Annotated in this window: 20 protein-coding genes and 1 tRNA gene; 6 read left to right on the top strand and 15 right to left on the bottom strand. The window is 70.9% G+C overall.

The window, feature by feature from the left end:
- Nucleotides 1-20: 20 nt before the first annotated feature.
- Both ACTMTJ_RS30875 and ACTMTJ_RS30870 read left to right on the top strand, forming a co-directional pair.
- Nucleotides 21-935, top strand: coding sequence for a MerR family transcriptional regulator (locus ACTMTJ_RS30875; RefSeq protein WP_441222118.1), 915 nt, complete (start codon nucleotides 21-23; stop codon nucleotides 933-935).
- A 51-nt stretch (nucleotides 936-986) separates the two neighbouring features.
- Nucleotides 987-2,015 (top strand): LacI family DNA-binding transcriptional regulator, encoded by a 1,029-nt coding sequence (locus ACTMTJ_RS30870; RefSeq protein WP_441222117.1) that lies wholly within the window; start codon nucleotides 987-989, stop codon nucleotides 2,013-2,015.
- A gap of 149 nt (nucleotides 2,016-2,164) precedes the next feature.
- On the opposite strand, the gene ACTMTJ_RS30865 is transcribed toward ACTMTJ_RS30870, so the two are convergent.
- From ACTMTJ_RS30865 to trpS, 4 genes are read right to left on the bottom strand one after another with little or no spacing between them, the layout of a single operon-like run.
- Entirely contained in the window at nucleotides 2,165-2,596 is a 432-nt protein-coding gene (locus ACTMTJ_RS30865; protein WP_441222115.1) for a hypothetical protein, read from the bottom strand.
- Between the two features lie 8 nt (nucleotides 2,597-2,604).
- Entirely contained in the window at nucleotides 2,605-3,528 is a 924-nt protein-coding gene (locus ACTMTJ_RS30860; RefSeq protein ID WP_441222113.1) for a YihY/virulence factor BrkB family protein, read from the bottom strand.
- Between the two features lie 36 nt (nucleotides 3,529-3,564).
- A complete protein-coding gene (locus ACTMTJ_RS30855; RefSeq protein ID WP_441222111.1) occupies nucleotides 3,565-4,101 on the bottom strand; it encodes a 2'-5' RNA ligase family protein in 537 nt (178 codons plus the stop codon).
- A gap of 4 nt (nucleotides 4,102-4,105) precedes the next feature.
- A complete protein-coding gene (gene trpS, locus ACTMTJ_RS30850; protein ID WP_441222109.1) occupies nucleotides 4,106-5,137 on the bottom strand; it encodes a tryptophan--tRNA ligase in 1,032 nt (343 codons plus the stop codon).
- 126 nt (nucleotides 5,138-5,263) lie between these two features.
- Between trpS and ACTMTJ_RS30845 the strand changes: the two genes are divergently transcribed.
- Both ACTMTJ_RS30845 and ACTMTJ_RS30840 read left to right on the top strand, forming a co-directional pair.
- Nucleotides 5,264-5,767 carry an RNA polymerase sigma factor gene (locus ACTMTJ_RS30845; protein ID WP_441222107.1) on the top strand — a complete coding sequence of 168 codons (504 nt, stop codon included), beginning with the start codon at nucleotides 5,264-5,266 and terminating at the stop codon, nucleotides 5,765-5,767.
- Nucleotides 5,760-6,953, top strand: coding sequence for a WD40/YVTN/BNR-like repeat-containing protein (locus ACTMTJ_RS30840; RefSeq protein WP_441222105.1), 1,194 nt, complete (start codon nucleotides 5,760-5,762; stop codon nucleotides 6,951-6,953). Before ACTMTJ_RS30845 ends, ACTMTJ_RS30840 begins: the two co-directional genes overlap by 8 nt.
- A gap of 4 nt (nucleotides 6,954-6,957) precedes the next feature.
- On the opposite strand, the gene ACTMTJ_RS30835 is transcribed toward ACTMTJ_RS30840, so the two are convergent.
- Entirely contained in the window at nucleotides 6,958-7,953 is a 996-nt protein-coding gene (locus ACTMTJ_RS30835; protein ID WP_441222103.1) for a hemolysin family protein, read from the bottom strand.
- A gap of 145 nt (nucleotides 7,954-8,098) precedes the next feature.
- On the opposite strand from ACTMTJ_RS30835, the gene galE reads away from it, so the two are divergent.
- Nucleotides 8,099-9,073: a UDP-glucose 4-epimerase GalE gene (galE, locus tag ACTMTJ_RS30830; RefSeq protein WP_441222101.1), complete on the top strand. Its 975-nt coding sequence runs from the start codon at nucleotides 8,099-8,101 to the stop codon at nucleotides 9,071-9,073.
- The gene (gene galK, locus ACTMTJ_RS30825; RefSeq protein ID WP_441222099.1) at nucleotides 9,070-10,173 is read left to right on the top strand and encodes a galactokinase; all 1,104 of its coding nucleotides are present in this window, start codon (nucleotides 9,070-9,072) and stop codon (nucleotides 10,171-10,173) included. Before galE ends, galK begins: the two co-directional genes overlap by 4 nt.
- Nucleotides 10,174-10,367: 194 nt before the next feature.
- Here the strand turns inward: galK and ACTMTJ_RS30820 are convergent, their stop codons facing one another.
- The 10 genes from ACTMTJ_RS30820 to ACTMTJ_RS30775 all read right to left on the bottom strand — a co-directional run bounded on the left by ACTMTJ_RS30820 (nucleotide 10,368) and on the right by ACTMTJ_RS30775 (nucleotide 20,034).
- The gene (locus tag ACTMTJ_RS30820; RefSeq protein ID WP_441222097.1) at nucleotides 10,368-11,651 is read right to left on the bottom strand and encodes a sulfate adenylyltransferase subunit 1; all 1,284 of its coding nucleotides are present in this window, start codon (nucleotides 11,649-11,651) and stop codon (nucleotides 10,368-10,370) included.
- Nucleotides 11,651-12,562: a sulfate adenylyltransferase subunit CysD gene (gene cysD, locus ACTMTJ_RS30815; protein ID WP_441222095.1), complete on the bottom strand. Its 912-nt coding sequence runs from the start codon at nucleotides 12,560-12,562 to the stop codon at nucleotides 11,651-11,653. The genes ACTMTJ_RS30820 and cysD overlap by 1 nt, the downstream gene beginning before the upstream one ends.
- Nucleotides 12,563-12,595: 33 nt before the next feature.
- Entirely contained in the window at nucleotides 12,596-13,414 is an 819-nt protein-coding gene (locus ACTMTJ_RS30810; protein ID WP_441222093.1) for a 3'(2'),5'-bisphosphate nucleotidase CysQ, read from the bottom strand.
- Nucleotides 13,414-14,910 (bottom strand): sugar transferase, encoded by a 1,497-nt coding sequence (locus ACTMTJ_RS30805; protein ID WP_441222091.1) that lies wholly within the window; start codon nucleotides 14,908-14,910, stop codon nucleotides 13,414-13,416. Before ACTMTJ_RS30805 ends, ACTMTJ_RS30810 begins: the two co-directional genes overlap by 1 nt.
- A gap of 54 nt (nucleotides 14,911-14,964) precedes the next feature.
- Complete coding sequence (gene pth / locus ACTMTJ_RS30800; protein WP_441222089.1) at nucleotides 14,965-15,546, bottom strand: aminoacyl-tRNA hydrolase; 582 nt, start codon at nucleotides 15,544-15,546, stop codon at nucleotides 14,965-14,967.
- A gap of 57 nt (nucleotides 15,547-15,603) precedes the next feature.
- A complete protein-coding gene (locus ACTMTJ_RS30795; RefSeq protein WP_441222087.1) occupies nucleotides 15,604-16,248 on the bottom strand; it encodes a 50S ribosomal protein L25/general stress protein Ctc in 645 nt (214 codons plus the stop codon).
- A 207-nt stretch (nucleotides 16,249-16,455) separates the two neighbouring features.
- Nucleotides 16,456-17,436, bottom strand: a complete 981-nt coding sequence (locus ACTMTJ_RS30790) for a ribose-phosphate diphosphokinase (RefSeq protein WP_441222085.1) — start codon at nucleotides 17,434-17,436, stop codon at nucleotides 16,456-16,458.
- Between the two features lie 37 nt (nucleotides 17,437-17,473).
- Nucleotides 17,474-18,964 (bottom strand): bifunctional UDP-N-acetylglucosamine diphosphorylase/glucosamine-1-phosphate N-acetyltransferase GlmU, encoded by a 1,491-nt coding sequence (gene glmU, locus ACTMTJ_RS30785; RefSeq protein WP_441222083.1) that lies wholly within the window; start codon nucleotides 18,962-18,964, stop codon nucleotides 17,474-17,476.
- A gap of 109 nt (nucleotides 18,965-19,073) precedes the next feature.
- Nucleotides 19,074-19,145: transfer RNA gene (locus ACTMTJ_RS30780), tRNA-Gln, on the bottom strand.
- 46 nt (nucleotides 19,146-19,191) lie between these two features.
- Entirely contained in the window at nucleotides 19,192-20,034 is an 843-nt protein-coding gene (locus ACTMTJ_RS30775; RefSeq protein WP_441222081.1) for a helix-turn-helix domain-containing protein, read from the bottom strand.
- Nucleotides 20,035-20,193: the final 159 nt, after the last annotated feature.

Below are 20,193 nucleotides of genomic sequence, written 5' to 3'. Positions count from 1 at the left end.
GAGGTTTCACGATCGGTCTCATGCACATCGGAGAGCTCGCTCGACGCACCGGCCTGTCGGTGAAGACGATCCGGTACTACTCCGACCTCGGGCTCGTGCCCGAGGTCGCGCGGACCCGGACCGGACACCGGCGGTACGACGCGGAGAGCGCCCTGCGCCTCGACTTCGTGCGCACGCTGCGCGAGCTCGGCCTCGACCTGGCCACCATCCGGCGGCTGCTCGACCAGGAGGCCGACCTGCGCAGCGTGGCTTTGCGCCACGCGGAGGCCCTCGGAGCGCAGATCCGGGTGCTGCGCGTGCAGCGAGCGGTGCTGCGCGCGCTGGCCAAGCATGAGCCCACGCCACAGGAGGTGGACCGGATGAACCGCATCGCACGCGCCACGGCCGAGGAGCGCCGCCGCATCATCGCCGAGTTCTTCGACAGCGTCTTCGAGGGCATACCCGTCGATCCCGAGTTCGAGGGCCGGATGCGCTCGGTGGCGCCCGAGCTGCCCGACGAGCCCACCGACGAGCAGGTCGACGCCTGGCTGGATCTGCACGAGCTGGTCAGCGACCCGGACTTCCGGGCACTGCTGCGCCGGATGAGCGAGGGCTCGTTCGGCGGCGACGCGCCGGCGACCCCGGCGGTCGGCCAGCAGACCGCAGACCTGGTCGCGGAGAAGGCCGGCGCGGCCGTCTCGGCCGGCGTCGACCCGGCCTCCGCGGCCGCGGCCCCGATCGTCGACGACCTGATCGCGGCGATGGCCGCCACGTCGGGGCGGACCGACATGCCGGGGTACCGGCGGGAGGTGCTCGCCGCGCTGGAGACCTCGACCGACCCCCGGCCGGAGCGGTACTGGCAGCTCATGGCGATCATCAACGGCTGGCCGCCGATCCCGGCGCAGACCCCGCTTTACGCGTGGCTGCGGGATGCCCTGCGCGCCACCACGGGATAGCAACCTCTTGCGCGCGACGTAAGAAGTTGCTGGTGCGCTAGCGTATTCGCCATGGCGGCACGACTGCTCGACATCGCCCAGCAGGCCGGGGTCAGCGAGGCCACCGTGTCCCGCGTCCTCAACGACCGGCCTGGCGTGTCGACCGAAACCCGCCAGGCGGTGCTGACCGCGCTGGACGTCCTCGGTTACGAGCGTCCAGCGCGGTTGCGCAAGCGCAGCGCCGGCCTGGTGGGCCTCGTCGTGCCCGAGCTCGACAACCCGATCTTCCCGGCGTTCGCCCAGATCATCGAGTCCAACCTGGCGCAGGGCGGCTACACGCCGGTGCTGTGCACGCAGACGCCGGGCGGCGTGACCGAGGACGAGTACGTGGAGATGCTGCTCGACCGCCAGGTCTCCGGCATCGTGTTCGTCTCCGGCCTGCACGCCGACACCACCGCCGACCACGAGCGCTACCACAAGCTGCTCGACCGGCCGCTGCCGATCGTGCTGGTCAACGGGTACGTCGCCGGCATCGACGCGCCGTTCGTCTCGTGCGACGACACCGCGGCCGGCGAGCTCGGCGTGGCACACCTCGTCGCGCTGGGCCACCGGCGCATCGGGCTGATCTCCGGTCCCAGCAGGTTCATGCCGGTGCAACGCAAGATCGCCGGGTACCGGGCGGCGATGAAGAAGCTCGTCGGGCTCACCGACCCGGCGGTCGACGAGCTGATCTCGCTGTCCCTCTTCGGCGTCGAGGGTGGACAGGCGGCCGCCGGCCGGCTCTTCGATCGCGGCGTCACCGGCATCGTGTGCGGCTCCGACCTGATGGCGCTCGGCGCGATCCGGGCCGCCCGCCAGCGTGGACTGTCCATCCCGGACGACGTGTCGGTGGTGGGATACGACGACTCGCCCCTGATCGCGTTCACCGACCCGCCGCTGACGACCGTGCGGCAGCCGGTGACCGCCATGGCGGTCGCGGCCGTGCGCGCCCTGATCGACGAGATCAACGGCCACGCCACCCACCGCTCCGAGTACGTCTTCCGCCCCGAGCTGGTGGTCCGCGCCTCGACGGGCGCCGCGCCCGTGCCGGTGCCCGCTTGAAGCCGTGGACCGACCCACCTTTGACGGCAGGCCGGTCCACTTACGGGAGGAAAGCGACTCCCGGCGGCCCGTGGTGGCCCTGGGAGCCACCCATTTCCACAGTCGCCCGTCGGCGCGGAGCGCAACGAACGACCGGGCTCCTCCCTGTCCTACCCCGCCAGGCGCGAAGCTATGCGTGACATTCCGGCGCGTACTTCTTCCGGCGGCGGGGGCGGGGAGGCCTCGACCATCTGGTCTTCGCCGGCCGCGTCGCCGCCGGCCAGGCCAAACTCGTCGTAGTCGCCGAAGTCGGCGGCGTCGTCGGCCGTGGCACGGTCGTCTTCGGCCGCCATCCGGGCCGCCGCGATCTCGCCCTGGATCTCCTCGACGCTCACGTGCGGCAGCAGCGGCTCCACGACCGCCATCAGGTCTTCGTCGGCCACCACCGACTCGGCCAGCGCGAGCGCGTGCGGCCGCTCGTAGGGGCCGCAGACCACGGGCTCCCACTCTTCGTCGTCGCCGAGCGGGCCGAACGTCACGATCCACGGCAGATCACGTGCCGGCGAGTCCTCGGCCAGCTCCAGCGTCACCAGTGCCCCCATTCAAGTCATCATGAGCTGTCTGGGCGCCGTGGATCCTCGTTTTCGGACAAATCGGCGTCGGGCGGCGTCTCCGCCGCCAGGTCGGTCACCTCCCCGTGCGTGCTGGTCGCGGCCAGCGCGGCGCCGAAGAGCAGGAGCTGGTTGAGCAGATATAAGTAGAGCAGCAGGCCGACCGCGCCGGTCACCACGGTGTACGCCGGATTGCGGTCGATCCGGATCACCCATTCCCGGCCCAGAGTGTTGAGCAGCGTGATGCCGGCCGCGACCACCAGCACGGACGGCAGCAGGCGGCGGATCGGCATGCGGAGGCGAGGCACCACCACCAGCAGGGCGGTCGCCAAGACCAGGTTGAACGCCACGGTCAGCACCCACCGGACGACGGTGAGCGCGATGGAGTCGTCCCGGCTGAGCAGCCAGCCCACCAGCGCCTCGGCCGTGTCCGCGGCGGCCACCGAGAGCGCGAGCAGGAAGAAGACCACGAGAAGCACGGCCATGTCGATGATCCGGCGCACCACGAGGTTGCCGGGCTGCTGCGGCACCTCGTACAGGGCCCGCTGCGAGGAGCGGATCGCCTCCACCCAGCCGATTCCGGTGACCGTCAGGGTCAGCAGGCCGACGACGCCGACCGTGCCGCTGCTCTCCTGGATCTGCTGGAGCTGAAGGAACGGCAGGTTCTGGCTGAGGAAGTCGTCGACCGCCTGCCGCAGCGCCTCGTTCCGGTTGAGCACGAAGCCGAATGCCCAGTACGCGACGAGGCCCAGCGCGAAGACCGCGAAGAACCCGTAGTAGGCGATCGCCGCCGCCAAGCGGCCCCCCAGCACCGCGCCGTAGCGGTCGAGCGCTCGAAAGAGATGGTCGAACGCGCGGGACCGGCGACGGGCGGCGTCGAGCCGCCCGTTGATGCCCGCTTCCACCCGGGCGACGATGTTCACGCCGACATCTTGACGGATGCGCGCTCATCGCGCGCGTCAGCTCCCGAGACGAAAATCCCGGCGTGGCTGCCAGCGCGCCTCACCCGTGTGGGAGAAGAGGGTGAATGCGTCCACTTGAAACAGTGCGGAGAAGCCGGCGAGGTCCTCGTAGACCGCGTCGAGCGCCTCGGGCGACACGTCCTGCGCGACCGTCACGTGCGGGTGATACGGGAAGCGGAGCTCACGGTGGATGTCACCGGTCTTGCCGATCGCGGCGGCGAGCAGCTCGCACTCGCTGATCCCGGCCGCGACGACGACGAAGACCACCTCGGTCAGCGGCCGGAACGTGCCGGTGCCGCGCAGGTGCAGCGAAAACGGCGGATGCGCGGCCGCCACCGCGGCCAGGTGGTCCTCGATCGCGGGCAGCCGGTCGGGCTCGATCTCGGTCGGCCCGAGCAGGGTGAGGTGCGCGGGCACGTACGCGGCCTGCGGGTCACCCGCCTCGGCGCGGCGGCGGGTGAGGATGCCACCCCACGGCTCGGGAATGTCGATGGCCACCCCGATCCGGGTGACCCGATCATCGGCGGCGGCCACCCGGCTACGCGCCCCGGCCCGGCGACAAGAAACCCACCCGGTCGTACGCCCCGCGGAGGGTCTCGGCGGCGACCGCGCGGGCCTTCTCCGCGCCGATCGCGAGCAGCTTGTCGAGCTGGGCGGGGTCGTCGAGGTAGGCCCGGGTGCGCTCCTGCATCGGCTTGACGAACTCGACCACCACCTCGGCGAGGTCCTTCTTGAGGTCGCCGTACCCCTTGCCGTCGTACGCCGCGACGAGGTCGTCGATGGTGCGGCCGGTGAGCGCCGAGTAGATCGTCAGCAGGTTGGAGACGCCGGGCTTGGCCGCCTGGTCAAAGACGATCTCGCGACCGGTGTCGGTGACCGCCGAGCGGATCTTCTTCGCCGAGCGGGCCGGGTCGTCGAGCAGCTCGATGATGCCGGCCGGCGACGACGCCGACTTGGACATCTTGGCGGTCGGCTCCTGTAGGTCGGTGATCTTCGCGGTGTCGCGCACGATGTACGGCGCCGGCACCGTGAACGTCTTCCCGAAGAGCGTGTTGAAGCGCTGTGCCAGGTCGCGGGTCAGCTCCAGGTGCTGACGCTGGTCTTCGCCCACCGGCACCGCGTCGGCCTGGTAGAGCAGGATGTCGGCGGCCTGGAGGATCGGGTAGGTGAACAGGCCGACACTGGACCGGTCGGCGCCCTGCTTGGCCGACTTGTCCTTGAACTGGGTCATCCGGCTCGCCTCGCCGAACCCGGTGATGCAGCTCAGCACCCAGCTCAGCTGCGGGTGCTCCGGCACGTGCGACTGCACGAAGAGCGTGCACCGCTCCGGGTCGAGGCCGGCCGCGAGCAGCTGGGCCGCCGACAGCCGGGTGCGCTGGCGGAGCTGGGCGGGGTCGTGGCCCATCGTGATCGCGTGCAGGTCGACGACGCAGTAGAAGGTGTCGTGGGTCTCCTGCATCGCGACCCAGTTACGCACCGCGCCAAGATAGTTACCCAGATGGAACGAGTCGGCGGTCGGCTGGATGCCGGAAAGCACCCGGGGGCGGGGGGTTGCGTCAGACACCGACATGCCGGCCATTCTGACAGGAGTGGCCGGAACCGCGGACGCCGGCCATGGCTCATACGGGCAGAGATCGTAGACAAAGGCGGGTGGTCGGTGCCGGGACGGGACGCGCGGGCTGCGGCGGAGCAGGCGATGGGTGAGCTGTACCACGCCTGTTACCGGCGCTTGGTCGCGCAGGTCTACGCGTTCACCACCGATCTGACGGAGGCGCAGGACGTGGTGCAGGAGGCATTCGCGCGGGCACTGGCCCGGCCGCACGCACTGGCCGACGTGGACAACCCGGAGGCCTGGTTGCGCACGGTGGCGGTCAACGTGGTCCGCCGGCGGTGGCGGCGCCGCAAGCTGCTCGACACGATCCTGCTCCGCGACCGCCCGGTGGCCCGCATGGTGGAGCCGGCGCCCGGTCCGGAGCGAGCCGACCTGCGGGACGCGCTGGCCGGCATCCCCACCCCATACCGCGAGGTGATCGTCCTGCACTACTTCGCCGACCTGCCGGTCGAGGAGGTGGCGGCGGTGCTGGAGGTGCCTGTGGGCACGGTCAAGTCCCGCCTGTCCCGCGGCCGCGCCGCCCTCGCCGAGCGGCTCGGCGACTACCGCGACCTCGGCACCACCTCGACGGAGGTGGCCCGTGCCTGACCTGGAGACAAGGCTCGCCCGCGAGCGCGACGGCCTGCTCGACGCGATCGAGCAGCCGCCGCTGGAGCGAGTCGGCGCGCGGGCGACCGCCATCCGCCACCGCCGCCGGGCGCGGCGGGTCGGCGCGGTGCTGGCGGTCGTGGCGGTGGCCGGCTTCGCGGCGCTGCGGCCGTGGAGCACCGACCAGAAGCCGCCACCGGTGGCCGACCCAAGCCCTTCGCCGGGCGTCGTCTACACCGACGCCGGCATCACGATCAACGGCCTGACCGGCGACCCCATCCTCGACCTGCGCGGCCAGGTCACCGACGTCGACTTCACCGACCCCGACCACGGGTACGCCCTGGTGCGGTGCGAAGACGGCAGTACGCCCTGCGCACCGAGCCTCGCCCGCACCGTCGACGGCGGCCTCACCTGGGCCAGGGCCACCCTGCCGCCGACGGCGGACGCCGACCTCGACCTGACCGCGTTCCCGGACGGGCGGCTCGTCGTCGCCGGATACGTCTCCACCAACGGCGGGGAGACCTGGCTGGCCACCACCCGGCCCAACGGCGCGGCCACCGCGGTCGGCGCGGGCCAGCTCCTCCGCCTGGGCGGCGACACCGTCGAGGTCTGGAGCTCCATGTTCGGATACCGCGGCGAGCTGGTGAAGCAGCCGGAGGGCATGGCCGTGAAGTGGGTCGCGGGCGCACCCACGGCGACCGGTGCGTGGTGGGTCGGCGGCACGCGAAACGGCGCGCCGGCGGTGGCCGTGACCCGCGACGGCGGGCGGAAGTGGACCGTCCACCCGCTCGGCGCGACCGGTTCGACGGCGCAGGTGGCGGTGCTCGGCGAGCGGGTGTACGTCACGGTGCTCGGCGCCGAGCGGGAGATCTCCGCGATTTACCTGTCGACCGACTCCGGCCAGCGGTTCACGCCCACCACGGCCGGCCGGGTCGCACCGCCGGACAAGCTGGCCGGCGAGGTGGTGCCGCTGCTCGACGGGCGGCTGCTGGCCACCGGCGCCGACCGGCGGTGGTACCTCAGCGACGACGACGGACGCACGTTCACCCAGGCCGACGGCAACCTCCCGGCGGTCGGGCGGATCGTCCGCATACCCGCCGGCTACGTGGCGTTCGACCTCTTCGGTTCCGGCTGGACGGCCTTCTCGGTCGACGGTTCGACCTGGCGCAAGCTCCAGGTGTACTGAGCCGCTACGCGTTTTCCTTGATCGTCACCTCGACTGGGGCGCGGGTGGTCGGGACGGGCGCCGCGGGCGGCGACTGCGCGGCGATGCCCACCCGGGCCACCCGGCGGCCGTCGAGCTCCAGCACGCGCAGGCGCCAGGCGGCCGGCTCTCCGCCGTCGTCTTCCGGCACCACGGCCGTCACCTCGTCGCCGACCACCGGGAGCCGGCCCAGCCGCGCCATCACGAAGCCGCCGACCGTCTCGTAGGGCCCGGTCGGGAGCGGGAAGCCGGCCCGCTCGGCGAAGTCGGCGAGGTTGAGCCGGCCGTCCACCTCCGCACCGGCGGGGGCCGGGTCGGGTGCCGCGTCGTACTCGTCGTGGATCTCGCCGACCAGCTCCTCGATGAGGTCTTCGAGGGTGACGATGCCGGCCGTGCCGCCGTACTCGTCGACGACCACCGCCAGGTGGTGCCGCTCGCGGCGCATCTCGGAGAGCGCGGCGAGCACCCGCTTGCTCCCGGGCAGCCGCTTGACCTCGCGGGTCAGCTCGCGGATCGTCGCGCGGCCGTCGCCCGGCGGCCGGATCAGCAGGTCGCGCAGGTGCACGAAGCCCACGACGTCGTCGTGTGTGCCGTCGATTACGGGGTATCGGGTGTGTGTCTCCGCCCGTACCATCTGGGCCGCCTCGGCGAGCGTGAGCCCAGCGTCGAGAAAGGTCACGTCGGTGCGCGGCATCATCACCTCGCGGACAAGGCTGGCGCCGGCGGTGAGCACCTCGTCGATGATCCGGCGCTCCACCGGATCGAGCAGCGTGTTGGCCGCGATCAGGTCACGCAGCTCGGCCTCGCTGATCCGCTCGCGTCCCGCGGTGCGGTCGGCGCCGAGCAGCCCGGCGACCACGTCGGCCAGCCGGATCACGATCCGGGCGGCGGCGCGCCTGACCGGACCGGGCTCTCGTCGGGAACGCCCCGACGCCGTGGTATGCCGTCGGGGCACGGCGTTACCGCCGCCCGTGTCCTGCATGGGGAAATGCCGTGTCTCGCATAGGGAAATGGTAGACAGGCGCCAGCGCATGCGCGTCCCGGCCACTGTTCGAACATGTTTACTTTTGCTCGAACCTGGTGGAATACTTGCCTCGGTACCTTAGACCGATGAGAGAGGGCACCACGTGAAACTGCTCGTCACCGGCGGCGCCGGATACGTCGGCAGCGTCGTCAGCCGGATGCTCCTCGACGCCGGCCACGAGGTGGTCGTCCTCGACGACCTGCGCACCGGCCACGCGGTCGCGGTGGCGCCGGACGCCACGTTCGTGCGGGCGTCGATCCACGACGCGGCCCAGGTGCTCACGCCGGAGGCCGGGTTCGACGGGGTGCTCCACTTCGCCGGGCTGATCGCCGCCGGCGAGTCGATGGCCAAGCCCGAGCTCTACTGGGACGACAACGTCATCGCCTCCCTCGCCCTGCTCGACGCGGTGCGCGCGGCCGGGGTGCGGCGGTTCGTCTTCTCCTCCACCGCCGCGGTGTATGGCAACCCGACCGAGCTGCCCATCCGCGAGTCGGCGGTCAAGCACCCCACCAGCACGTACGGGGCGACCAAGCTGGCGTTCGACCTGGCGCTGACGTCCGAGTCGTTCGCGCACGAGCTGGCCGCGGTGTCGCTGCGCTACTTCAACGTCGCCGGTGCCTACCTGCGCCCCGGTGTGTCGATCGGCGAGCGGCACGACCCGGAGACCCACCTCATCCCGATCGCGCTCCAGGTCGCCGCCGGCAAGCGCGACAAGCTCCAACTCTTCGGCGACGACTACCCCACCGACGACGGCACCTGCGTGCGCGACTACATCCACGTCGAAGACCTGGCCCGCGCCCACCTGCTCGCGCTCGAGTCGGCCAAGCCCAGCGAGCACAAGATCTACAACCTCGGCAGCGGCAGCGGCTTCTCCAACCGCCAAGTGGTCGACGTGGTCCGCGAGGTCACCGGCCACCCGCTACCGGTCGAGATCGCGCCCCGCCGCTCCGGCGACCCGGCCTCGCTCGTCGCCTCGTCCGACCTGGCCCGCCAGGAGCTCGGCTGGACGCCGACCAGGACCACGCTGCACGACATGGTCTCCGACGCGTGGGCGTTCTACCGCGAGCACGTGTCATGAAGCAGTTCCTCACCGTCTACGGGGCCGAGCCCGACGGCGTGTGGGCGGCGCCCGGCCGGGTCAACCTGATCGGCGAGCACACCGACTACAACGACGGCTTCGTGCTCCCGTTCGCGCTGCCCCAGCGCACGGTCGTCGCCGCGTCCCGTGTGGACACTCCGGAGTGGACGGTGTGGTCGGAGCAGGCCGACGAGCGGATCACGTTCGACCTGTCCGAGCACGTGTCAGGCTGGGGAGCTTACGTCGCGGGCGTCGTGTGGGCGCTGCGCGAGGCCGGCCACCAGGTGCCCGGCGCCCGCATGGCCATCACCTCGGACGTGCCGCTCGGCGCCGGCCTGTCGTCGTCGGCGGCGCTGGAGTCCGCGGTGCTCACCGCGCTCGTCGACCTGGGCGGCCTCGATCTGCCGGTCGACCAGCGTCCACGGCTGGCCCAGCGCGCCGAAAACGAGTACGCCGGGATACCCACCGGCATCATGGACCAGTCCGCCTCGATCCGGTGCCGGGCCGGGCACGCGCTGTTTCTCGACTGCCGGTCCCTGGAGGTCGAGCACATCCCGTTCGACGTGGCGGCTGCCGGCCTCGCCGTGCTGATCGTCGACACCAAGGCGCCACACCGCCACGTCACCAGCGAGTACGCCGCCCGCCGCGCCACCTGCGAGGAGGCCGCCCGCGCCCTCGACGTGCAGGCCCTGCGCGACGCGACGCTGTCGATGGTGTCGGGCTTGGCCGACCCCGTCCAGCGCCGCCGGGCACGCCATGTGGTGACCGAAGACCAGCGCGTACTCGACACGGTGGAGCTGCTGCGCCAGGGCCGGGTGCGCGAGATCGGCCCGCTGATGACCGCCTCACACGCCTCCATGCGCGACGACTTCGAGATCACCGTCCCCGAGGTCGACACGGCCGTAGAGGGCGCCCTGTCCGGCGGCGCCTACGGCGCCCGCATGACCGGCGGCGGCTTCGGCGGCTGCGTGCTGGCGCTGGTCGACGCCGACGCGACAGACAAGGTCGCGGCCACGGTCGCCTCCGCGTTCGCCGACCGGGGTTTCACGCCGCCCGAGCCCTTCGTCGCCGTCCCCGGCCCCGGCGCCACCCGCCTGTAGCGGTTGGCCCCACCCACGCCCGGCCCCGGTCCCCCGCGTGTTGATCAGGGAGTTGGCGGGCGTGTCCGTCGGCGTGCCGCTACACAAACTCCCTGATCAACCACAGCTGGGGGTGAGCGCGACCAGCGGCGGACGGGTGAGGCCGCGGGAGCGACGGTCTGGACCACCGCGGACGTCGCGGTAGCCCAAATCTTCTAAGCGGTCTCGATGATCATGCCGGCGGCGACGGTCCTGTTGGTGGTCTCGTCGATGAGGATGAAGCCGCCGGTGGTGCGGTTGCGGCGGTACTCGTCGGCGAGCAGGGGGACGGTCGTGCGCAGGCGGATGCGGCCGATCTCGTTGAGCGTGAGCTGGGTGGCGCTTTCGTCACGGTGCAGCGAGTTGACGTCGAGCCGGTACTGGAGGCCGCGGACCACCGCGCGGGCGGCGCGGGTGGTGTGCTTGAGCGCGTACTTGCCGCCGACGGTCAGCGGGCGGGTCTCGTCCATCCAGCAGACCATCGCCTCGATGTCCTGCGCGACCGCGGGTGCGTTGTGCGGGCGGCAGATCATGTCGCCGCGGGAGATGTCGATCTCGTCTTCCAGGCGCACCGTGACCGACATCGGCGGGTAGGCCTCGGCTACCGGGCCGTCGGCGGTGTCGATCGCGGCGATCCGGCTCGTGAAGCCGGAGGGCAGCACCATCACCTCGTCGCCCGGCTTGAGCACGCCCGACGCCACCTGGCCGGCGTAGCCGCGGTAGTCGGTGACGGTGGTGGACTGGGGGCGGATCACGTACTGCACGGGAAAGCGCACGTCGACGAGGTTGCGGTCGGAGGCGATGTGCACGTGCTCCAGGTGGTGCAGCAGCGACGGGCCCTCGTACCAGGGGCTCTTGTCGGAGCGGCTGACAATGTTGTCGCCGTGCAGGGCGGAGATCGGGATGACCGTGAGATCCGGCGCCTCGAGCTTGGCGGCGAAGCTCGTGAACTCGTCCGCGATCCGCTCGTAGACCTCCTGCGACCAGTCGACGAGGTCCATCTTGTTGACGCACAGGACCACGTGCGGCACCCGCAGCAGCGAGCAGAGGAACGCGTGCCGCCGGGACTGCTCCACCAGGCCCTTGCGGGCGTCGACCAGGATCAGCGCCAGGTCGGCGGTGGAGGCGCCGGTGACCATGTTGCGCGTGTACTGGATGTGGCCGGGGGTGTCCGCGATGATGAACTTGCGCCGGGGCGTGGCGAAGTAGCGGTAGGCCACGTCGATCGTGATGCCCTGCTCCCGCTCGGCGCGCAGGCCGTCGGTGAGCAGCGCGAGGTTGGTGTACTCGTCGCCGCGGGCCAGGCTGACCGCCTCGACGGCCTCCAGCTGGTCGGTGAAGAGCGACTTGGTGTCGTAGAGCAGGCGCCCGATCAGGGTGGACTTGCCGTCGTCGACACTCCCGGCGGTGGCGAAGCGGAGCAGGTCCATCGCGCGGGTCTCCAGGACGGAGGCGGTCATCAGAAGTAGCCCTCCCGCTTGCGGTCTTCCATCGCCGCCTCGCTGACCCGGTCGTCGCCGCGGGTGGCGCCGCGCTCGGTGATGCGGGTGGCGGCGACCTCCTCGATCACCTTCTCCACGGTGTCGGCGACGGAACGGACGGCCGCGGTGCACGACGCGTCGCCGACCGTGCGGTAGCGCACCGTCTCGACGAACGGGGTCTCGCCGGCGCGGGCCGCGAGGAACTCGTTTACCGCGTACAGCATGCCGTCGCGCTCGACGACCTCGCGCTCGTGCGCGTAGTAGATCTCCGGCAGCGCGAGGCCCTCGGCGGCGATGTAGTGCCACACGTCGAGCTCGGTCCAGTTGGAGAGCGGGAAGACGCGGATCGACTCGCCCGCGTGGTGGCGCCCGTTGTAGAGCGACCACAGCTCGGGGCGCTGGTTTTTCGGATCCCACTGGCCGAAGTCGTCGCGGAAGCTGAACACCCGCTCCTTGGCCCGGGCCTTCTCCTCGTCGCGGCGGGCGCCGCCGAAGAGCGCGTCGAACCGGTACTTTTCCACGGCCGCGAGCAGCACGGGGGTCTGGATGCGGTTACGCATGCCGTCGGCCGACTCGCGCACCAGGCCCGCCTCCAGCGCCTCGGGCACGCTCGCGACGACAAGGTGCAGCCCCAGCTCCTCCACCCGGGAGTCGCGGTAGGTGAGGACCTCGGGGAAGTTGTGACCGGTGTCGACGTGCATCACCGGGAACGGGATGCGGGCCGGCGCGAAGGCCTTTTCCGCCAGGCGCAGCATCACGATCGAGTCTTTGCCGCCGGAGAAGAGCAGCACCGGCCGCTCCAGCTCGGCGACGACCTCGCGCATGATGAAGATGCTCTCGGCTTCGAGAGCGGCCAGGTGCGAAACCCGGTAAGTCTGCGTCTGGCTCACTCTTCCAGACCTTTCCGATCGGTTAACCCCGGATCACTCTACCTTCAGCTGCCGCCGCAGCGCCGCCAGCAGCTTGGGGGCGAGATCCTTCCGGCAGACCAGGAGATCCGGCAGCCGGGGATCGGCCTGATTGTATTTCAGCGCGGACCCGTCGATCCGGGAAGCGTGCAGCCCGGTGGCCGCCGCCACAGCGACCGGCGCGGCGGAGTCCCACTCGTACTGGCCGCCCGCGTGCACGTACCCGTCGACCTCGCCGCTGATGACTGCCGCGATCTTGGCGCCGGCGGAGCCCATCGGCACGAGCTCGGCGCGCACCTCCTCCGCGACCGCGGTGAGGAACGCCGGCGGCCGGCTGCGGCTCGCCGCCAGGCGCGCGGGGCCACCGCTGGCCGTCATCGGTGGATACGCCGGCGGGTAGTCCGTGGCCAGCACCCGGTGCTGCGCCGGCAGCGCCACCGCACCGGCCGCGAGCCGCAGCTGGCCGGTCGCGTGGCGGGACCAGAGCGCGACGTGCACCGCCCAGTCGGCCCGGCCCTCCTCGGCGAACTCGCGGGTGCCGTCGAGCGGATCGATGATCCACACGCGGTCGGCCTCGAGGCGGGCGGGCGGCCGCGGGCCGTCACCCTCGACCCACGCCTTGCGGGCGTGGTCGTCTTCCTCGGACAGCACCGCGTCGGCCGGACGCCACCGCGCCAGCTCGGTGCGGATCAGGTCGTGCGACAGCTTGTCGCCGGCCGCCTTGAGCGCGGCCGAGTCCTGGTGCCCGCGCTCGGCCCGCACCTCGAGCAGCAGCTCACCGGCGCGGGCGGCGAGCCACCGGGCGAACGCGCCGTCGACCACCGGGGGCGCCATCAGTACGCTCCCGCGGACCGGGCCACGGCGGACACGGTGCGCGCCATGATGACCAGGTCGAACGACAGGGACCAGTTCTCCACGTACCGCAGGTCCAACCGGACCGCCTCCTCCCACGGCAGGTCCGACCGACCGGAAACCTGCCACAACCCGGTCATGCCGGGCTTGACCGCGAGCCGGCGCCGGACGTCGTCCGCGTAGGCCGCCACCTCCTCCGGCAGCGGTGGGCGCGGGCCCACCAACGACATCTGGCCGCGTAGCACATTGAACAGCTGCGGCAGCTCGTCGAGCGAGAGCCGGCGCAACCACCGACCGACGGGCGTCACCCGCGGGTCGTCTCGCACCTTGAAGAGCACGCCGTCGTGCTCGTTGAGGTGCCGGATCTCCGCCAGCCGCGCCTCCGCGTCGAGGTGCATGCTGCGGAACTTGTACATCACGAACGGCTGCCCGTCCCGGCCCACCCTGACCTGACGGAAGAATACCGGCCCAGGTGAGTCTCGACGGATCCGGACGGCGAGAGTCAGTAACAGCGGCGACAGCAACGCGAGTAGCACCGCGGCGCCCACCCGGTCGACGACCTCCTTGACCACCCGGGCGCCGCCCTCCAGCCGCGGATGCTCGACGTGCAGCATCGGCAGCCCGTCGACGGGGCGGATCGTGGTGCGGTCACCGGCCACGTCGACGAGCGCGCTCGCCACGATCAGGTCGACCTCGTCGCGTTCCAGCCGCCACGCGAGCCGGCGCAGCGCGTCCCCGTCCAGCTCCGGGCAGGAAAGCACGATCACCGTGTCGGCGGCGGCCGCGTCGACCGCGTCGGCCGCGTCGTCGAACGTGCCGTACACCGGCAGCCCCACGTTTCCGTCACCGCCCGCGGGCAGGCACGCGCCGACGACCTCCAAGCCGTGGTACCGCTCGCGGCGCAGCTGCCGGGTGATGTGCACGACCGCCAACTCGTGCCCCACGACGATCACGCGGCGCAGGCACTCGCCCCGCTCGCGGGCCCGGTGCAGGTGCTTGCGGGCCGCGAAGCGCACCGCCAGGGCGCTCGCCGTCGCGACCGGCAGCGCCACCAGCACGTAGAAGCGGGCGGTGGGCAGGTCGAGGGCGTACGACACGATCGCGGCCGCCGCGATCAGGCTGAGGCCGGCGCGGATGACCCGCTGGTACTCGTCGGTGCCCACGTAGAGAAACCGGCCCTCGTACGTGCGGTGCAGCGCGAGCACGCCGACCAGCAGCGCCGGCAGCAGCAGGGAGAGCAGCAGGTACACCCGGTTGTACGAGGTCACCGTCTGGCCGAAACGCACCTCGAACGCCAGCGCGCCCGCGGCCACGCCGACGAGCAGGTCGCCGAGGAGCAGCCGCCGCACGTACCGCGACTCCCAGGCGGCGCGCCGGGACAGGGCGACGTGGCGGCCCGGCGACCGCCGCGACGGGCGGACCGGCAGCGGCGTCGGGAAGAGATCAAGGTCGTCTTCGACATCCCACAGCTGCCGCACCGTGCCCCCCGATGATCGCGTCTGTCGTGACCAACGGGTTGACCGGTCTGGGCGTCACGCCCCGTTATAGGCGTTCTGCGCAACTTCCACACCGCGGGTGACAACCGTCTCGACGACGTCAGCCGCCCGATCGACAAGGAACTCGAGCTCCTTGCGCTCGGCCGCGTTGAAGTCGGACAGCACAAAATCGGCCGGATCCTGCCGCCCCGGTGGCCGCCCGATGCCGAACCGCACCCGCACGTAATCCTTGCTGCCCAAGGACTTCGACATCGACCGCAGCCCGTTGTGGCCGCCCTCGCCGCCGCCGATCTTCGCGCGCACCGTCCCGTACCCGAGATCGAGCTCGTCGTGCACGGCGATGATGTTGCCGATGGGGATCTTGTAGAACTGGGACAGCGCCGCCACCGGCCCGCCGGACAGGTTCATGTACGTCAACGGCTTCGCCAGCACCACCCGCGGCCCACCCGGCACCAGCCGCCCCTCCGCGACCTCGGCCACCGCACGCTTGTGCCGGCCGAAACGCGCGCCGATCCGCGCGCCGAGCAAGTCGGCCACCAAGAAGCCGGCGTTGTGCCGGTTGCCCGTGTACTCCCGGCCAGGGTTGCCGAGCCCGACCACGAGATAGGTCTCGTCCATCACGCTGCCCTTTACGCAAAAGGGGGCCCGCCGGGCCCCCTTTCATCGCCTGTCGAATCAGGCCGACGCGGCGGCCTCGGCCGGCTGCTCGTCGGTGGCGCCCTCCGGAGCGGCTTCCTCCGCCACCTCGGCGGTCTCGCCCTCCAGCTCCTCGGCGCTCGGCGCCACGGAGACCACGGCGATGACCGTCTCGGGGTCGGCGGCCAGCTCGGAGCCACGCGGCAGCGTGACGTCGGCGGCGGTCACCCGCGAGCCACCCTCGAGACCCTCGATCGAGACCTCCAGGTGGTCGGGCAGGTGCAGCGCCTCAGCGACGATCGAAAGCGTGTTGCTCTCGGTCACGACCAGGGTGCCCCGGGCCGCCTCACCGATCAGCTGCACCGGAACGTCGACGGTCACCTTTTCGCCACGCTTGACGATCAGCAGGTCGACGTGCTCGAAGGTGTCCTTGATCGGGTCACGCTGGATCGCCTTCGCCAGGGCCAGCGTGGTGCTGCCTCCGACGACGTCGATCGCGAAGACCTGGTTGAGACCGCCGTGGCGGATCGCGGCGGCGAACTCACGAGCGGGAAGCGCGATGTGCACCGGCTTCTCGCCATGGCCGTAAAGGACGGCGGGCACCTTGCCGGCCCGACGGGTGCGACGGGCACCGCCCTTGCCGAACTCGGTGCGGGGCTCGGCGCTGATCTTTACCTCGGACACGGGAGTACTCCTGATGTTTCGTCTTTGCTGCATGAGGTCGGCGGCGGTGCCGGGCGAGGGGCGCGCGGGGCAGGGCCCGGAGCACCGCGTCGATCACGGTGCGCCGCGGAATGCGCTGTGTCAGCAGCAGCCCGCAGGACACCCTCGCCGTGGCAACCGCTCCAGTCTAGCGGAGCCGGACGCCGTGATCCGCCGGGGTGGCTCCCTCTAGCTCAATCCGCCAAACAGGGTCGTAACGGAACCGTCATCGAAAACCTCACGGATCGCGCGAGCCAGCAACGGCGCGATCGACAGCACGGTGATCTTGTCAAGGTGCTTCTCCGCCGGCAGCGCCAGCGTATTCGTCACAACCAGCTCGCTGATCCTGCTGTTCTTGAGCTTCTCCGTCGCCGGGTCGGAAAGCAGCGCGTGCGTCGACGCCACCACCACGTCGGCGGCACCCGAGTCGTACAGGATGTCGGCCGCCCGCGTGATCGTGCCACCCGTATCGATCATGTCGTCGACGATCAGGCAGACCCGCCCCTCGACCTCACCCACCACACGGTTGGCGACCACCTGATTGGGCTTCATCGGATCGCGCGTCTTGTGGATGAACGCCAGCGGGCACCCGCCCAACCGGTCGGTCCACCGCTCGGCCACCCGCACCCGACCCGAGTCCGGCGCCACCACCGACAGCGGCCGGCCGGCGTACTTGCGCTCCACATAGCCGGCCAGCGTGTCCATCGCGAACAAGTGGTCGACCGGCCCGTCGAAGAAACCCTGGATCTGCGCGGTGTGCAGGTCGACCGTGAGGATCCGGTTGGCACCCGCCGTCTTGAGCAGATCGGCCACCAGCCGCGCGGAGATCGGCTCCCGCCCGCGGTGCTTCTTGTCCTGCCGCGAGTACGGGTAGAACGGCAGCACCACCGTGATGCGCTTGGCCGAGCCCCGCTTCAGCGCGTCGACCATGATCAAGGTCTCCATGACCCACTTGTTGACACCCTGACCGATCGACTGCACCACGAACGCGTCCGAGCCGCGCACGGACTCCTTGTAGCGCACGAAAATCTCGCCGTTCGCGAAGTCGTACGCATCGGTGGGTGTCGGTGCGACGCCCAAAGCCGCACCGATCTCGTCGGCAAGCTCCGGAAAACCGCGGCCTGAGAAGAGCATCAGGCTCTTGCGGTTTTCCGCGACGATGCTGCCCATCGGCAATCCGCTCCCGTGGGTCGGTGGGGCTAACGAGTCACTCGGTTGCAGTATCTCCCGAGGTCAACCCATCCTGCCCGGCATCGCCCCCGCCGTGCGTTGTCTCACTTCGCGCTTTTCTCGCCGCCTCCGCGGCCGGGGTGCCCGGGCGCTTACGCTCCGTCCACCCCTCGAACGTACGCTGCGGGCCACCCGACACCGCCAGCGCACCCGGCGGCACATCCTCGCGGACCACCGTGCCGGCGCCCGTGTACGCGCCGTCGCCCACCTCGACCGGCGCCACGTACATCGTGTCGACACCACCCTTCACGTGGCTGCCGATCACCGTGCGGTTCTTACGGGTGCCGTCGTAGTTGGCGAACACCGACGCCGCACCGATGTTGGTCTGCTCGCCGATCGTCGCGTCACCCACGTACGACAAATGCGGCACCTTCGTGCCCTCGCCGATCTCGGAGTTCTTCACCTCGACGAACGTGCCCACCTTGGACTTGCGGGCCAGCCTCGTACCCGGACGCAGGTACGCGTACGGCCCGACACCAACCTCCGGACCCACCTCCGCGCCGACCGAGTGCACGCGGACGACCGACGCGCCCGCCCCAACCGTCGTGTCGATCAGCGTCGTGTCCGGGCCCACCACCGCGCCCGCCGCGACCGAGGTGGCGCCGCGCAGCTGGGTGTTTTGGTCGACGACCACGTCACGCTCCAGCGTCACGGTCACGTCAACCCACGTCGTCGCCGGGTCGAGGATCGTCACACCAGCCCGCATCCACGCCCTGTTGACCCGGTCACGCAGCAGCGCCCGCAGCGCCGCAAGCTCCGCGCGGTCGTTGCAGCCGAGCGTCTCCGTGACCTCCGACGCCACGTGAACGCCCACCGCCTGGCCGTCGGTCGCGAGCAGACCGAAGACGTCCGTCAGGTACTCCTCGCCCTGCTCGTTGTCGGTCGACAGCTTGCTCAACGCCTCACGCAGCAGAGCGCCGTCGAACGCGTAGATGCCCGCGTTGATCTCGCGAACGGCGCGTTGCTCGGCGGTCGCGTCGCGCTCCTCGACGATCCGCTCCAGGCGGCCGGACTCGTCACGCACGATGCGTCCCAGGCCGGTCGGGTCGGCCACCTCGGCGGCCAGCACGGTCGCGGCCAGGCCCGCCGCCTCGTGCGCCTCGACGAGCTCGCGCACCGTCTCCTGACGCAGCAGCGGCACGTCGCCGTTGAGCACGACCACCGTGCCGCCGGCGTCGCCCGCGGCCTCCAGCGCGATACGCACCGCGTGGCCCGTGCCGTGCTGCACGGCCTGCAACACCGGCTCGGCGGCGGGGGCCACGTCGGCGAGGTGCGCCTTGACCTCCTCGGCACCGTGACCGACGACGACGAGCGTGCGCTGTGCCTCAAGACCGGCGGCGGCAGCCAGCACGTGTCCGACGAGGGTGCGACCGAGCAGCGGGTGCAGCACCTTCGGGAGCGCCGACTTCATCCGCTTACCCTCACCGGCGGCAAGGACGACGACGGTACGGGACTGGGAGGACGTCACGAGGTAGCTCCCTCAGGGGTGGCTGTGGGTTGCGGCCTCATGGTAGTCGCGCACCCTGCCGGCCCTACCGGAAGGGGCGGGCGTTACGATCCGGACATTCCAGGGCTAGCTCGGGCGCCAGGACTCGAACCTGAACATACGGCACCAAAGGCCGCAGTGCTGCCAATTACACCACGCCCGACCAAATCGGACCTAACGGACCTCGTCGTCAGATCGCAAGGAGAACCTTACTCCGCCGACAACGCCGCGAACACGCCGGCCATCAGACCTCCGACGTGGACGTAGAGCTGTCGGCTACGAGGCACATTGATCACGAGGCAGCCATGGTAGTCGTCGCCCTGGTTGCGCCGATTTGTGGATGGCTTGTGCCGCTTGAGCGTGGGGCGCTTCATGTCGCCTACCGCGACGCCGATGCGATCCGCCCACCAACGACACGCGGCGAGCGCGTCGGCGGACTCGTGGATGTGTACCCGGTACGTAAGCTGCCGGCGCTCGACGCCAAGCATCTCGACGAATCGGAGGAAGATCTCGACCAGTCCGGGATCGCTGTTGGTGAAGTTCAATTCATGCTGCTCACGCCAGGGTTTGCTCTTGGAACCCTCACACCAGTACGCGACCGCGCCGGCGATCAACAGCTCGCGGTCCTTCAGCCGGCCGACCCACTTGGCCGCCTTGTCCCGGATGTCGGCCTCCAGCTCGTCGCGAGCGACCCGGTACTCGCCCCATCGGGCGTCGGTCATGACCTTGGAGTGGGCGCGCCGCCGGGCACGCTCCGCCTCAGGATCCTTGTCGTAGGGGATGTGCCGGACCCACAGGTAGGCGGTCGACTTCGACACCTCGAGCTCGTCGGCGATGGCGTTGACCGACATGCCTTGGCCGCGCAGCTCGATCGCTCGGGCGCGCAACTCGTCTTTGGCGTTCGGCCGGCGGGTCCACTCGGGCGGCGGAACGCCGCGGAGTAGATCTTGGAGCAGCTCTTTGCCGATGCCGAGCCGCTCGCGGATCTGGCGGGACGAGAGTGCTTCTTCGGTGCGTAGGCGCCGCGCTTCGGCGGCCAGGGGATGCGTCATGACGGGCACGCTAGGAGACGTGTGCGGGCGGTGGGGTCAGCGTCGCTCGGCGTGTAAATCGCTATGCCACGTCAACGTGCGATTGGGTCCGGCTCCAGAGGATTCACAGGAAGGAAAAGGGGTAGACCACTGTCAGACTACGGTTGCGTAAGTTACGGT

The sequence above is a fragment of the Phytohabitans sp. LJ34 genome (assembly GCF_052068095.1).
Lineage (GTDB): Bacteria > Actinomycetota > Actinomycetes > Mycobacteriales > Micromonosporaceae > Phytohabitans.
Note: the sequence above shows the minus strand (reverse complement) of the source record. Positions and strands in the feature narration are given on the sequence as shown.

Excerpts from the sequence above, each read along its gene's own strand:
- pth (WP_441222089.1), bottom strand. The coding sequence starts at position 15,546 with ATGGACGAGACCTATCTCGTGGTCGGGCTCGGCAACCCTGGCCGGGAG.
- ACTMTJ_RS30845 (WP_441222107.1), top strand. The coding sequence starts at position 5,264 with ATGGGTGAGCTGTACCACGCCTGTTACCGGCGCTTGGTCGCGCAGGTC.
- trpS (WP_441222109.1), bottom strand. The coding sequence starts at position 5,137 with ATGTCGGTGTCTGACGCAACCCCCCGCCCCCGGGTGCTTTCCGGCATC.
- ACTMTJ_RS30835 (WP_441222103.1), bottom strand. The coding sequence starts at position 7,953 with ATGCAGGACACGGGCGGCGGTAACGCCGTGCCCCGACGGCATACCACG.
- ACTMTJ_RS30810 (WP_441222093.1), bottom strand. The coding sequence starts at position 13,414 with ATGGCGCCCCCGGTGGTCGACGGCGCGTTCGCCCGGTGGCTCGCCGCC.
- ACTMTJ_RS30820 (WP_441222097.1), bottom strand. The coding sequence starts at position 11,651 with ATGACCGCCTCCGTCCTGGAGACCCGCGCGATGGACCTGCTCCGCTTC.
- galK (WP_441222099.1), top strand. The coding sequence starts at position 9,070 with ATGAAGCAGTTCCTCACCGTCTACGGGGCCGAGCCCGACGGCGTGTGG.
- ACTMTJ_RS30790 (WP_441222085.1), bottom strand. The coding sequence starts at position 17,436 with ATGGGCAGCATCGTCGCGGAAAACCGCAAGAGCCTGATGCTCTTCTCA.
- ACTMTJ_RS30865 (WP_441222115.1), bottom strand. The coding sequence starts at position 2,596 with ATGGGGGCACTGGTGACGCTGGAGCTGGCCGAGGACTCGCCGGCACGT.
- ACTMTJ_RS30875 (WP_441222118.1), top strand. The coding sequence starts at position 21 with ATGCACATCGGAGAGCTCGCTCGACGCACCGGCCTGTCGGTGAAGACG.
- ACTMTJ_RS30775 (WP_441222081.1), bottom strand. The coding sequence starts at position 20,034 with ATGACGCATCCCCTGGCCGCCGAAGCGCGGCGCCTACGCACCGAAGAA.
- ACTMTJ_RS30870 (WP_441222117.1), top strand. The coding sequence starts at position 987 with ATGGCGGCACGACTGCTCGACATCGCCCAGCAGGCCGGGGTCAGCGAG.